18 protein-coding genes and 1 pseudogene are annotated in these 10,697 nt (G+C 59.1%); 6 read left to right on the top strand and 13 right to left on the bottom strand.

The window, feature by feature from the left end; all coding sequences use genetic code 11:
• On the bottom strand, positions 1–691 hold a 691-nt coding region (gene istB, locus NB311A_RS17085), incomplete at its 3' end, for an IS21-like element helper ATPase IstB (protein WP_009799903.1).
• Positions 691–2,190: an IS21 family transposase gene (gene istA / locus NB311A_RS17080; protein ID WP_009796680.1), complete on the bottom strand. Its 1,500-nt coding sequence runs from the start codon at positions 2,188–2,190 to the stop codon at positions 691–693. The genes istA and istB, both read right to left, overlap by 1 nt.
• 132 nt (positions 2,191–2,322) lie before the next feature.
• On the opposite strand from istA, the gene NB311A_RS23250 reads away from it, so the two are divergent.
• A complete protein-coding gene (locus tag NB311A_RS23250; RefSeq protein WP_083780503.1) occupies positions 2,323–2,697 on the top strand; it encodes a glycosyltransferase in 375 nt (124 codons plus the stop codon).
• Between the two features lie 258 nt (positions 2,698–2,955).
• On the opposite strand, the pseudogene NB311A_RS17075 reads toward NB311A_RS23250, so the two are convergent.
• The 3 genes and pseudogenes from NB311A_RS17075 to NB311A_RS17065 all read right to left on the bottom strand — a co-directional run.
• A pseudogene (locus NB311A_RS17075) lies at positions 2,956–3,150 on the bottom strand (HigA family addiction module antitoxin); the annotation flags it as partial.
• Between the two features lie 19 nt (positions 3,151–3,169).
• Positions 3,170–3,478 carry a HigA family addiction module antitoxin gene (locus tag NB311A_RS17070; protein ID WP_009799901.1) on the bottom strand — a complete coding sequence of 103 codons (309 nt, stop codon included), beginning with the start codon at positions 3,476–3,478 and terminating at the stop codon, positions 3,170–3,172.
• Between the two features lie 12 nt (positions 3,479–3,490).
• Positions 3,491–3,769 carry a type II toxin-antitoxin system RelE/ParE family toxin gene (locus tag NB311A_RS17065; protein WP_009799900.1) on the bottom strand — a complete coding sequence of 93 codons (279 nt, stop codon included), beginning with the start codon at positions 3,767–3,769 and terminating at the stop codon, positions 3,491–3,493.
• A gap of 163 nt (positions 3,770–3,932) precedes the next feature.
• On the opposite strand from NB311A_RS17065, the gene NB311A_RS17060 reads away from it, so the two are divergent.
• The 5 genes from NB311A_RS17060 to NB311A_RS17040 are packed head-to-tail and all read left to right on the top strand — an operon-like array spanning position 3,933 to position 5,819.
• Entirely contained in the window at positions 3,933–4,709 is a 777-nt protein-coding gene (locus NB311A_RS17060; protein WP_009799899.1) for a M15 family metallopeptidase, read from the top strand.
• A complete protein-coding gene (locus NB311A_RS17055) occupies positions 4,709–5,131 on the top strand; it encodes a hypothetical protein (RefSeq protein ID WP_009799898.1) in 423 nt (140 codons plus the stop codon). The genes NB311A_RS17060 and NB311A_RS17055 overlap by 1 nt, the downstream gene beginning before the upstream one ends.
• Entirely contained in the window at positions 5,128–5,424 is a 297-nt protein-coding gene (locus NB311A_RS17050) for a hypothetical protein (RefSeq protein WP_009799897.1), read from the top strand. Before NB311A_RS17055 ends, NB311A_RS17050 begins: the two co-directional genes overlap by 4 nt.
• Positions 5,425–5,655: a hypothetical protein gene (locus NB311A_RS17045; RefSeq protein ID WP_009799896.1), complete on the top strand. Its 231-nt coding sequence runs from the start codon at positions 5,425–5,427 to the stop codon at positions 5,653–5,655.
• On the top strand, positions 5,640–5,819 hold the full coding sequence (locus NB311A_RS17040) for a hypothetical protein (protein WP_009799895.1): 180 nt from the start codon (positions 5,640–5,642) through the stop codon (positions 5,817–5,819). Before NB311A_RS17045 ends, NB311A_RS17040 begins: the two co-directional genes overlap by 16 nt.
• Positions 5,820–5,946: 127 nt before the next feature.
• Here the strand turns inward: NB311A_RS17040 and NB311A_RS17035 are convergent, their stop codons facing one another.
• The 8 genes from NB311A_RS17035 to NB311A_RS21610 form a co-directional block, all read right to left on the bottom strand.
• The gene (locus tag NB311A_RS17035) at positions 5,947–6,291 is read right to left on the bottom strand and encodes a hypothetical protein (RefSeq protein ID WP_116394803.1); all 345 of its coding nucleotides are present in this window, start codon (positions 6,289–6,291) and stop codon (positions 5,947–5,949) included.
• Between the two features lie 29 nt (positions 6,292–6,320).
• Positions 6,321–6,623, bottom strand: a complete 303-nt coding sequence (locus NB311A_RS17030; protein WP_131522932.1) for a hypothetical protein — start codon at positions 6,621–6,623, stop codon at positions 6,321–6,323.
• Positions 6,624–6,625: 2 nt separating this feature from the next.
• Complete coding sequence (locus NB311A_RS17025) at positions 6,626–6,901, bottom strand: hypothetical protein (protein ID WP_009799892.1); 276 nt, start codon at positions 6,899–6,901, stop codon at positions 6,626–6,628.
• Entirely contained in the window at positions 6,898–7,107 is a 210-nt protein-coding gene (locus tag NB311A_RS20840) for a hypothetical protein (protein WP_009799891.1), read from the bottom strand. Before NB311A_RS20840 ends, NB311A_RS17025 begins: the two co-directional genes overlap by 4 nt.
• Positions 7,104–7,394: a hypothetical protein gene (locus NB311A_RS17020; RefSeq protein ID WP_009799890.1), complete on the bottom strand. Its 291-nt coding sequence runs from the start codon at positions 7,392–7,394 to the stop codon at positions 7,104–7,106. Before NB311A_RS17020 ends, NB311A_RS20840 begins: the two co-directional genes overlap by 4 nt.
• Complete coding sequence (locus NB311A_RS17015; protein ID WP_009799889.1) at positions 7,391–7,612, bottom strand: hypothetical protein; 222 nt, start codon at positions 7,610–7,612, stop codon at positions 7,391–7,393. The genes NB311A_RS17020 and NB311A_RS17015 overlap by 4 nt, the downstream gene beginning before the upstream one ends.
• A gap of 377 nt (positions 7,613–7,989) precedes the next feature.
• Positions 7,990–8,220: a hypothetical protein gene (locus NB311A_RS17010; protein ID WP_040675714.1), complete on the bottom strand. Its 231-nt coding sequence runs from the start codon at positions 8,218–8,220 to the stop codon at positions 7,990–7,992.
• Between the two features lie 459 nt (positions 8,221–8,679).
• Positions 8,680–10,203 (bottom strand): hypothetical protein, encoded by a 1,524-nt coding sequence (locus NB311A_RS21610; RefSeq protein ID WP_131522931.1) that lies wholly within the window; start codon positions 10,201–10,203, stop codon positions 8,680–8,682.
• Between the last annotated feature and the right edge of the window lie 494 nt (positions 10,204–10,697).

Below are 10,697 nucleotides of genomic sequence, written 5' to 3'. Positions count from 1 at the left end.
TTTCGACGATGTCGCAGTGGTGGGTCAACCGGTCGAGCAGCGCGGTGGTCATCTTGGCGTCGCCGAACACGCTGGGCCATTCGCCGAAGGCGAGATTGGTGGTGACGATGACGGAAGCACGCTCGTAGAGCCGGCTGACGAGATGGAACAGCAACTGGCCGCCGGATTGGGCAAAGGGCAGATATCCGAGTTCGTCGAGCACGATGAAGTCCATCCGGGTCAGATGTTCGGCAAGCCGGCCCTGACGTCCGTTACGGGTCTCGATCTCGAGGCGATTGACGAGGTCGACCACGTTGTAGAAGCGACCGCGGGCGCCGGATCGGATGCAGCTTCTGGCGATTGCGATGGCCAGGTGGGTTTTGCCTGTGCCGGTGCCGCCGACGAGCACGACGTTGCGCTGCTGGGCGATGAAGCCGCCGCCGGCGAGATCATTGACGAGCGTCTGATTGATCGGCGTGCCTTCGAACTGGAAGTCATCGAGATCCTTGGCCAATGGCAGCTTGGCGATGGTGAGCTGGTACTTGATCGACCGCGCCTGCTTCTCGTTGATCTCGGCGCTGAGCAGGTCGCCGACGATGTGCTGAGGTTCGTGCTGGCGCTTGACGGCCGTCGCCATGATCTCGTCGAACGCAGCCCTCATTCCGTAGAGTTTGAGCTCACCCATGACGTCGAAGATTTGGGTTCGTTCCATCAGATGGTCCTCCGGAGGTTGTCGTAACGGGCGCAATCGGCGATCGGCGCATGGCGGAGCGTCAGTGCCGCCGGCGTCATAATGTTGGCCGGTGCAGCGGGTTCGCGTTGGCGAGCCAGGATGTTGAGAACGACGTCAGCGGAATGAACGCCATGAGCGATCGCCTCGGCGCAGGCGGCTTCGACCGCCGACAAACCGTCCGTCAGCACCGCATTGAGGATGTCGACCATCTGTCGATTGCCGTCGTCGGTGCTGGCGAGCCTGCGCCGGATCCGTTCGATCGCGGCCGGCAACACCCAGTCCTTGAAGGGTGCGCCGTTACGTAAGGCCCCGGGTTTGCGCGCGAGCACCGGCACGTAGTGCCAGGGATTGTAGGTCGTCTCGCCGCGTCCGAACGATCGCGGATGCTCCGCAACGATGCGCCCGTCCTGACGGATCACGATGCGATCGGCATAGGCTTGAACTTCGACCGGGCGCCCGACGGCGCTGGCAGCGACCGAGTATTTGTTGTTGTCGAAGCGCACCAGGCAGGTCTTCGAGACCGATGCCGGCACCGCGTGGAATCCGTCGAACCGGCCAGCATAGGGAACGAGCTTGGGCCGCTCGGCTTCGAACACCTCCCAGACCGTCTGTTCGGCCAGTTCTGGATGTCGGTGCGCCTTGGCGTAGGCGATGCACTTATCCAGAAGCCACGCGTTCAACTCGTCCAGGGTTTTGAACCGCAGCCGTGGCGTGAAGAACCGTTCCCGGACCAGCCCGACCTGGTTCTCGACCTGACCCTTCTCCCAGCCCGACGCCGGCGTGCAGGCGACCGGATCGATCAGATAGTGGCTGCACATCTGCAGGAAGCGGCGATTGTAGCGGCGATCCTTGCCGACGAAGATCGTCTCTACCGCCGTCTTCATGTTGTCGTAGATGCCGCGGCTGCAGGTACCCTTGAACAGTGCGAACGCCCGGTCGTGGGCGTCGAATACCATCTCCTGCGTCTCCCGCGGATAGGCCCGCACGAACAGCATGCGGCTGTGGCACAGCCGGACATGAGCGACCTTCACGATCGCCGTCACGCCGTTGAGGAGAACGATCTCATGGCTCCAGTCGAACTGGTAGGCTTCGCCCGCCGCAAAGCTCAACGGAACATAGGCCGCCGCGGTCGATTGCCCGCGCTCCTTGCTCCAACGCCTGGCGTAACGCCGTACGGCATCGTAGCCGCCGTCATAGCCGCGTCCGCGCAACTCTTCGAAGATCCGGATCAGCGTCAGCTGTTCGCGAGCCGATTTGGCCGCGTTCGCCGCCAGCAGTTCATCAAGCTCCGCCGCCCAACGCCCGAGTTTGGGGCGCGGCTGGATCGAACGCTCATACTCGAACAAGGTCTTGCCCGACCTCAGCACCTTCCGGACCGTGTTCCGCGACACCTTCAGGTCACGGGCGATCTCCTTGATCGTCTTGCCCTTGATGAAGTGTTCGCGCCGTATCCGCGCAATCGTCTCCACGATCAGCATCCCCGACCACCTGCTTCATGACAAAGCAGGCAGCGCAACAGCCAACCTGTAGGGGGTCAATTTTGGACGCCGATCCCCCGGCTTACGGGGTCAATTTTGCATGCCGAATGACAGTTCGCCATCGTTGGCGGCATGACGGGCAATGATCGCAGTTTAAGAGCAAAAGTATTGGGTTCACTCGGTTTGGCTCAAAATGTCGGGTCGGATGTGGTGAGTAAGATAAGCGAGTATGGGATTGGCGCGCGCTTTCATCTCCTTGGGCCTACCCGTGATATCTCGGCCGCATATAGCGCCTTCGATGTTCTGGCATTTCCCTCACACCTCAAGGCTGCCGGGCGGCCTGTTTTTGAGGCTGCATTCGCAGGGAGACCGAGCATTGTTGCGGTTGAAAACCCGAAGCCTGATACGCTGGTCCATGGCGAAACAGGTCTGTCGATTCCTGAAAGTCTCCTAAGGCAATCGCGGAGGCGATCTGCTACCTCGCTGATAACCGAGCGATATCCGTAAAGATGGGGCAGAACGCGCGTCTACTTGCAGAGAAGAACTTTAATCCGATTTTGAATTCTGCGCGACTGTTGGAGTTGTATAGGAGTGTGCATCGCGGATCGGTAGTGACGGTCGACGACAGTGGGCGCGCTGCCGTTGACATCATCCCCTCAGATCCCGACGACGGCGGATACACGACAGCCGTCGAACCCAATCTCGGACTGGTGGCTAATACGATCCAGGACATCGATCGAGGTCAGCCGGCCTGATCTCGTCGAACGTTGTTTCGAAAGCCTTGGCGAGGCGCAAGGCCGTGTCGGCAGTAATTCCGATCTGTTCATTGGCGATCCGTTCTAGCCGGGTGCGGGGAATGCCGCAGGCTTTCGCAAGTTTGCCGGCCGACAAGTTGAGCGGCACAAGGAATTCCTCCCCGAGGACTTCTCCGGGGTGCATCGGCGGAAGCTTTCTAGCCATGACGACACCCAAATCGCGCTCACGCCGCCTTAATCGGCCGGATGTGGCTGACGTCTACTTCTCGCGTTGCATGCCAGGCATCATATGCTGCCTGCATGCGAAGCCAGGATTCCGGACTGCCGCCAAGCGCCTTGGCGACCTTGACCGCGGCCTGAGGCGAAAGAGGCTTGCGGCCGGCAAGAAGATCATAGAGGTGCTGGCGCGACAGATCTAGCCTACTGGCAATCTCCGTCTTGGAGATGTCGATATCGTCCAGAATGTCGGCGATCACCGCGCCGGGATGAGAGGGGCAGCGGTCCTTGTTGCGGGTGGCTTTATGTTCGGACATTGCTGAGACTCCCTAGTGGTACTGCTCAAAATCGACGCGATAAGCATCGCCGTCATGAAATTCGAAGGTGATGCACCACGGACCATTGACGTGGATCGTGTAGCGTTTCGGGTCGAAGCCTTTTAGCGAGTGAAAATTGTATCCGGGCAGATTGAGGTCATCGACCGATGTCACAGCATCAAGGCGGTCCAGCCGGACAAGGATTCGCTTGTGAAGCTTCTGGTCGATCTTTGCGCTTCTGCCGGTTTGAAACAGGTCAGCAAGCACCTTGCTGCGAAACGTCCTGATCATGCGATCAATGTAAGCAACTGGTTTACGAATGTCAACAGATTGCTTACGGGGCGCTGGCGTGCGGCCTGACCGGGCATTGATCCTTCACCGCGGCGCGTAGGCACGCCCGCAATCCACTCAAAACCTGAGCCCAACCAACCTCTTTTTCCGGGGACGAGAACCTATGACCAAGTGGCCGCGAGACAATCAAGCTGACCTTCTGGCCTTTTACGGAACGCCCGGACCCGACGTCGAGCGCCAGCTCGTCAACGTCGTGCCGCCGTTTCAGATGTATTACGACGGCAAGCCGATTAGCCGCATCCGGTTTCACCGCAAGGCGGCCGGGGCTCTCAAGGCGGCGCTGGATGAAATCTGGGAGTATTACGGGCGCGATCAGCGCAGGATCGACGCGCTCGGGATCTCGAAGTACGCCGGCACCTACAATCCTCGGAAGGTGCGTGGCAGCGCCACCAAGTGGTCGAACCATGCTTATGGCGCCGCGATCGACCTGAATGCGGCGGAGAACGGCCTCGGTGCGGGACGCGGGAACATGCCGCAGCCGGTCATCAATGCCTTCAAGCGCCAGGGTGCGAGGTGGGGCGGCGACTATCGCGGTCGCACCGATCCCATGCATTTCGAGTTTTGCGACGCCAGCGGGTATCCGGGGGTGAAACCCGTCAAACTGTTCGACGTGCCAGAGACCGACGCAGATAGTGACCTGCACGCCGACCGCGACCACACGCACATCGACTCTGAGCCCAAACCTTCGTGGCTGCGCCGCAAGTGGAAAGCCGTCACCGGCTGGTTTTCTGGCGGCGCCGGACTCGGCGTCTTCGGCTACCTGACCGACTGGCAGGTGGTCGCGGTGCTGTTTGGCGGCGTGTTGCTGATCGTAATCCTGTTCGTGCTTTTCATGGGCCCGGGCAACGTGCGCGCGTGGATCAAGAGGCAGGTGAACTGATGAATATCAAGATCATCGCCTACCTGGTCGCCGCCGCCGCGGTCGCTGGCGTGTCGCTCTATGTGGCCAACCTCTATCAGAAGGCCGGCGCATTCGATGTTCTTTCGGCCGAGCACCGCGCCCTCGAGGTTAAATATGGCTGCGACAGACGGCCGAGCGTCGCGGAGCGAGACCTGCCGGCCTGTCTCATTGCCCGCGATCTGGACGCTGAGAAGGCGCATCGCGAGGAGATCGAGCGCCAGCGGAACGAGGCGGCAAAGGCTCAGGCAAAACTCGATGCTGACAAACTGGCCGCTGAGCGGGCCCAGAATCAAGAGACCGCGATCCTCAAGGCGGCACCGGCGGCGGATGACGGCCCGGTGCCGAAGGTGCTGCTCGATGCCTGGTCACGTGAGCGCAAGCGATTGGGGGCGCCGAAATGAGCCGCTTTTTCATCCTGGCTGCAGTCGCCGCGCTCGGCGGGTGCGCCACTGCACCAGCGCCTGAGCCCGTTAGGGTCACTGTCTCCGGCCCGAAATTCCCGCCCACCGCGTTCACCTGCAAGAGGGATGCGGTGCCTCCGAATCCCGCAACAGTCGGCAACAAGGCGGGGTCGGCCGCCGGCGGCTATGAGGCCGCACAGCGCGCCGTCACCGCCGACTGCCGCAACAAGCTTCATGCGGTCGGGGCGCAGGAGCGCGCGGCGGGCAACATCATTGAATCGAGTGAGGATTAAATGAGCGAGACAAAGCGGTTCGATGATCTTCCGCCGGCGACGAAGGAATTCCTCACCAACCTGCGGCCGGATGAGATCAAGACATTGAACGACGGCATCCGACTCGTTTCCGCGATCTGGACAGTTGGAACTTTCGCGAAGTGGGTCATCATCACCGTGCTCGGCATTCTCGCCGGCTTCGTGATGTTCGGCGAGTCGGTGGCGAAGATCGCGGCATGGTCGCGCGGTTAGCCGGTGGCGCCATGACGGTGCTGGTCTTGCTGCTGACCGGATGCGGCGAGCCTGCCTCGACTTATGATCCCGCGCGCGGCCGTTACGTCGGCACCGAGGAGTTTCACCGTGACCAGATCCGGCGCGCGATCGATCGGGAGGAGCTGAGGGAGGAACGGCGATGACATGTGGCCTCGCGGCCCCTTTCCATATTATGCATCATTATCCATTTTTATGCACTAAACGCCGCAGGCATCCGCCGGCGGCGCTTTTGTTTGTGGATCCGGCAAGGCGAGCTGAGAACTGTCGTTTTTAAGCCTGCAGCTTGACGTCGACGCGGCCGTAGTAAGCGCCTTTGATGATCGGCTGGATCGAGACCAGACCGTCGGCCAGGAGCTTTTCGCGCCGGGCCTCTTTCAGACCCTGCCAGTTGGCAACGTCGATCACCGGCTGTTCGCCGACCACCCGCTCTGGGGTTTCGGGCGAGACCGAGACGTATCCCAAGCCGGCGATGGTTTCGCGGAACTTGCCGTCCTTTCGGGAGAGGAGCTTCAGTTCGCTCTTGATCGCGTCCATCCGGTCGATGGGATCAGCATACTTGGCGCGAAGCTCGAGCAATTCGCGACAAAGGTCGAGACGCGTGACCTTTTTCGGCATTTTGGCGGTCCATTTGAGCGTCCACCATTTCACTCCGGGGTTAACGGGCCGTATCCGGCTGAGGAGCCGTCGGAATATTGGTCCCGGCCGGGATCCTGGCGCGTCGGCCGGGCCAGTATGCCGCAGGGGAATCCGCCCGCCGCAACCTGTGGCCCCGACACGAAACGTCTACGAGGGGCAGATATTGAAAGGAGCCCTTCCAGCGCTCGCAGGCCGCCGTTCGACCAACTCATCGGCCATTGCCGGATCCAGCCGAGATCGACGAACATCGCGATCGCGACCGGACCGAGATAGTCGAGTTCTTCCTCTAGCACTTTCCGATCGCGCGGCACGATCAATGCCGACTGGCGGCGAGGCGATCGATCGCATCCGCGAAGGATTCCCCCGGCAGCATTAACTCCCGGATCGCCTCGGCCAGACCGTCGTCGAGAAGGACCTCGATTTCCTTCAGCTCCTTTTCGAACTGGCTGCTGTCGGCGTCGCGCCGGACCTGGACGATCGGGATCCAGCAGGTGACCTCGATGCCGCTCTCGGTCTTGCCTTTCCAGACCCGTGCCGGCATGCCATGGACGCGCTCGATAGTGCCGGTGGCTTCGATGATCAGCCTCATGCCGGTACCTCATTCCGCTGATCGAGCGACACGGTTGCGCCACAGCACTTGGGCCAGCCGTCGCGCAGGCATTTCGCGGCATCCACCTGGCGTGGCTGGCCGCAACGACTGCACCATACTTTGCCGCTCATCAGCGATGGATGCGATCGGGCGATCTCGTCGTAGAGCGCTTGGTGCCGGGCAGGGAAGTTCAGAAGGTCAGTCATGCGGCCGTTCCTTTCTGGAGCTGTTCGCAGTGGTCGGCGATCGAGCGGGCCAGCTCTGTCGACCCGTTGCCGTACTCGTAGGAACGCAAGGCGTGCACCGCCGCCGTCAGGGCTTCGACGACGGCGGCATGATTGTTGACGAGCTTGACCAGGCGCGCGGCCAACGTCTTGGCGCCCGTGCATTCGATGGTGATGGTTTCTTCCTCGTGGCCATCGATGACGATGGTGGCTTCGTCGAAGGGCGATCGCGGATCCGCGAGCTCGAGCCGAGGGAGGGGAGCTGTCATTGGCGACCCTCCCTCTCGCTGGCCCGCACACGTCCCTTGGGACGTTTCCCGCGACATCCAGCCGCAGTCCCACGCATCGAGCGGGTCGATGACGACGACGCGCTCGCCTGCCTCAGCTTGCGTTTGATGCCGCCTTTGGCGGTGTAGGTCTTGCCGGAACCGGTGGTGCCGACAAAGGCCAGCCGGCGCGCCAGCGCCTCCCTGGGAATACCTGACATTGCCAGATCCGCTCAGGCTCGCTTGAGCGCGACTGGCACGGCCCTCATGCCCTGGGGAGGGGCGTTGAAAAACTTTCTGACTCTTGCCAAAATGGAGTCTGAAAATCGGGCTTCCAACCGGGTTTTGGCGAAGAAAGAGTCAGAAACTGCATTGTAAATGTTAGAAAGACGCCGCCCTGTCACGGCGGAGGCCGCGGGTTCGAGTCCCGTCTCTCGCGCCAATGTTTTCAAATACTTAGACCCCCTTTCAATCTTGCGATTCGACTCATATGCACGTCGCGATTCGACTCGACACGCTTCGCCAAGGAAGCTGGCGTAATCGCGCCGCAGGAGCGGCCTTCCAGCGGAAGCTGCGCAGATCTTCCACCTCAGGTCACTCACCGACCGGCCACTCGAACCTTACGATCATCGGTGGGCGGCTGTAGTTCGGCTGAATTGGCCCATTCGTCGATCCGGGCTGCGGCGTCGGCCTGCCGTAGCTTCTTTTGAAGCTGATTCTGTTCGACACCGGGAGGCAGACTATTCGCTTCATTACGAACCTCTTCAGCAAATTCCATGAGACGTTGTTTTAAGGGCTTGGATTGTCTGAGGCGCTTACGTTCGACCATCGCGGCCTCCTTTGTGAGGCGTGAGTTCCACTGGTCCTGTCGGCCCTCAGGGTCGACGACGCTTGGCGGATAACGTCACCCCGTGGCGTTGGTTCATGAGCTTGAGAATAATTCGGGCGAGGTGCGAGGAATAAAGTCCAAGAGCCTGTTAAACTTGATGTTCTTGCGTATATTGCGTGAGTTGAAAGAGCGCGATGTCTGCCAGCGGTGCCGACTCGGTGCAATGCAGAACCTATGCGATTAGCTCGATTCCCTGATAAGCGCGCCGACGCCGTCGATCTGGTACGTTGTCGCTCACAAAGCGACTAACGATCCGAACGACCTTTACTCGATCTCGCCCGATGTCTTCTCGGGATTTCTCGACCACGTCGCGGCGGAGCGCGACGCAGGAAACCTGCGCGTCGTTATGGTGTCAGAGTCTCTGACGCCGCCGTGAATCTTCCCGCAATCTTTGCCTTCTTATCCCCGCTCACAATCCGTCAGTTTCTCGTCTGGTCGCGGCTTTGGTCGCATAAGAGTGTGAACCACGAAGCCTTCATCTCCCCAACGAAGGTTTTTAGTTTCAGCTGACGCAACTGCATCATAATCCGCGACGGAGAGACCGCGCTTATTGAGGACCGAGGGGTAGACGCCGTCAGGCGCGCTGGATTTGACGAGTATCCACGCTTGTCCAATTTCACTGCATTTCGCAGTCATCAGGGCAGCGTCGATGTAGCTCTCTGAATTTGGGTATCCGTAGACCAGCCAACCCGAGCCGGGAGAAGATCCTCCGATTGCGTAGACAGTGCCCGGAAACTCGCCGGTGAGATCAAGGGTAGGCGTACCTTTAGTAAATCCTGCATTCGTCGCACCCTGCTCAAGAGTGTTCAAATAACCGGCAACTTCGGGTGACGTTAAAACGCCAAGATTGGTCGGCGATGCTTGCGAAAATAGCGACGACTCTTGGCGATATGGATTGCTAGCCACGGCGCCGATCAAGACTGCAGTGATGAGGGTTGATGATATAGCAATTGCAGGAATGCGCTCAAAGGAGTCTGATATACTAACAGCAGCAGCGACAAAAAATACTGCTGCCATCGAAACAGCGTACCACGGATTATTGGCGGTGCCGAAGGCGTAAACTGCCGGCATCGATAACAGTAACGCTGTGGTCGAGGAGAAGGTCCTGCGCGAATTAAGAGCCGCTCCAAGCACTAGAGCGGTCATTCCAACCAATAGTCCACCGGATAGTATATCCATTTGGGGAAATTGAAGTCTTAGCAAACGCAACAAGTTATGGTCGTCGGACAACGCGTGAAGCAGCGTCAGCCCTCCGCGGAGCCGATCAACAAAAGCGAGAAGGGAGCCGTCGATCATCATTGCCGTTGCAAGCAATAGTAGCGTCGAAACACCTATTGCGATTGCCACTGCCGGCCATGGCGCTTTACGTCGATAAAGGTAGACCAGCACGACTAGCGCCAGAAGAGCTGCTGATGAAATCTTTCCTAGGAATGTTATATATCCGCCTATTCCTAGCATGACTGGTCCTGCAGAGAAGCTGTGACTTCCGCGACAGATCACAGCTCCCGCCGTCGCCAGTAGCAGGCCGCTCAAAGCAAGAGCATTGTAGGATGGCGTCGGAAGCCAAAGAAGAAAAAGGTTGAAGGACGTCACGCCTAAGGCAGCAGAAAGCGCCAACCTGTGGAGCAAATGAGTCTTGGGTGGCAATTCATTCAAGACAGCGAAGAATGCTACAGAGGCACATAGCCAAAGCATTGCAACATTCACGTAACGAAGAGTCGCCACGTCGCCTGCCGCCAAAAGGTATACCGGATGAAATGCGAATCCAAAGAGTAGGTGGGCACGCTCTTGAGCCCAAGGATACGCTATGGAATTAAGATAAAATCCTTCGTCCGTAAACTCAAAGCCGCGCCCGCAAAGCCAGAGAACGAAAGCGACTAGACTGGCAGATGCGCAAACTGCGGCCAATCTGGACCACTTCATTTGAATTCGATCCTGTACCAATTGATAGGATAGCCCTATGATGTAAGGGGAGAAACTTCTCATAGTGATCAAACCGATGGAGTACAATCAAAGAGTCCGCGTCGGGGAAGGTTGAGAAATTCGAAAGCTGTAAGTTTGGACTGTCAAAAAGTGAAGCCCCCAATGTGTCGATGGGCGTTGGGAGGTTTTTAAAGGCCCCTTGTTCAGGGTCTATCTCGCCGATCATGAGCGGGTAACGTGGTAGATTTCCGATAGGACGAGATCAAATGATATTTCCAATCCAGTATAATCGGCAGTTAGGGACGTAGATAAGGTTGGAAATTGATGATGGGCTGTATAAACAATCGCCAAGAACGTCGCAAAGTGCGTAGGGTTTGCTCCACGATCTTCCATAATCAATAGATTTGCTGACCCACTTAACGGAGCTAATCGTCCGCGGTCGCGAAGTGCCCTCGTTGGAGCCCGTAGCACCATCAACAGCCGGCCTGGCTTAT

Origin of the sequence: Nitrobacter sp. Nb-311A, from assembly GCF_000152905.1 — a bacterium.
Classification (GTDB): domain Bacteria; phylum Pseudomonadota; class Alphaproteobacteria; order Rhizobiales; family Xanthobacteraceae; genus Nitrobacter.
The sequence above is the reverse complement of the archived record's forward strand: the minus strand, read 5'-3'. Positions and strand labels throughout refer to the sequence as shown.

Excerpts from the sequence above, each read along its gene's own strand:
- istA (WP_009796680.1), bottom strand. The coding sequence starts at position 2,190 with ATGCTGATCGTGGAGACGATTGCGCGGATACGGCGCGAACACTTCATC.
- NB311A_RS23250 (WP_083780503.1), top strand. The coding sequence starts at position 2,323 with ATGACGGGCAATGATCGCAGTTTAAGAGCAAAAGTATTGGGTTCACTC.
- NB311A_RS17070 (WP_009799901.1), bottom strand. The coding sequence starts at position 3,478 with ATGTCCGAACATAAAGCCACCCGCAACAAGGACCGCTGCCCCTCTCAT.
- NB311A_RS17065 (WP_009799900.1), bottom strand. The coding sequence starts at position 3,769 with ATGATCAGGACGTTTCGCAGCAAGGTGCTTGCTGACCTGTTTCAAACC.
- NB311A_RS17060 (WP_009799899.1), top strand. The coding sequence starts at position 3,933 with ATGACCAAGTGGCCGCGAGACAATCAAGCTGACCTTCTGGCCTTTTAC.
- NB311A_RS17055 (WP_009799898.1), top strand. The coding sequence starts at position 4,709 with ATGAATATCAAGATCATCGCCTACCTGGTCGCCGCCGCCGCGGTCGCT.
- NB311A_RS17050 (WP_009799897.1), top strand. The coding sequence starts at position 5,128 with ATGAGCCGCTTTTTCATCCTGGCTGCAGTCGCCGCGCTCGGCGGGTGC.
- NB311A_RS17045 (WP_009799896.1), top strand. The coding sequence starts at position 5,425 with ATGAGCGAGACAAAGCGGTTCGATGATCTTCCGCCGGCGACGAAGGAA.
- NB311A_RS17040 (WP_009799895.1), top strand. The coding sequence starts at position 5,640 with ATGGTCGCGCGGTTAGCCGGTGGCGCCATGACGGTGCTGGTCTTGCTG.
- NB311A_RS17035 (WP_116394803.1), bottom strand. The coding sequence starts at position 6,291 with ATGCCGAAAAAGGTCACGCGTCTCGACCTTTGTCGCGAATTGCTCGAG.
- NB311A_RS17025 (WP_009799892.1), bottom strand. The coding sequence starts at position 6,901 with ATGAGGCTGATCATCGAAGCCACCGGCACTATCGAGCGCGTCCATGGC.
- NB311A_RS20840 (WP_009799891.1), bottom strand. The coding sequence starts at position 7,107 with ATGACTGACCTTCTGAACTTCCCTGCCCGGCACCAAGCGCTCTACGAC.
- NB311A_RS17020 (WP_009799890.1), bottom strand. The coding sequence starts at position 7,394 with ATGACAGCTCCCCTCCCTCGGCTCGAGCTCGCGGATCCGCGATCGCCC.
- NB311A_RS17015 (WP_009799889.1), bottom strand. The coding sequence starts at position 7,612 with ATGTCAGGTATTCCCAGGGAGGCGCTGGCGCGCCGGCTGGCCTTTGTC.
- NB311A_RS17010 (WP_040675714.1), bottom strand. The coding sequence starts at position 8,220 with ATGGTCGAACGTAAGCGCCTCAGACAATCCAAGCCCTTAAAACAACGT.
- NB311A_RS21610 (WP_131522931.1), bottom strand. The coding sequence starts at position 10,203 with ATGAAGTGGTCCAGATTGGCCGCAGTTTGCGCATCTGCCAGTCTAGTC.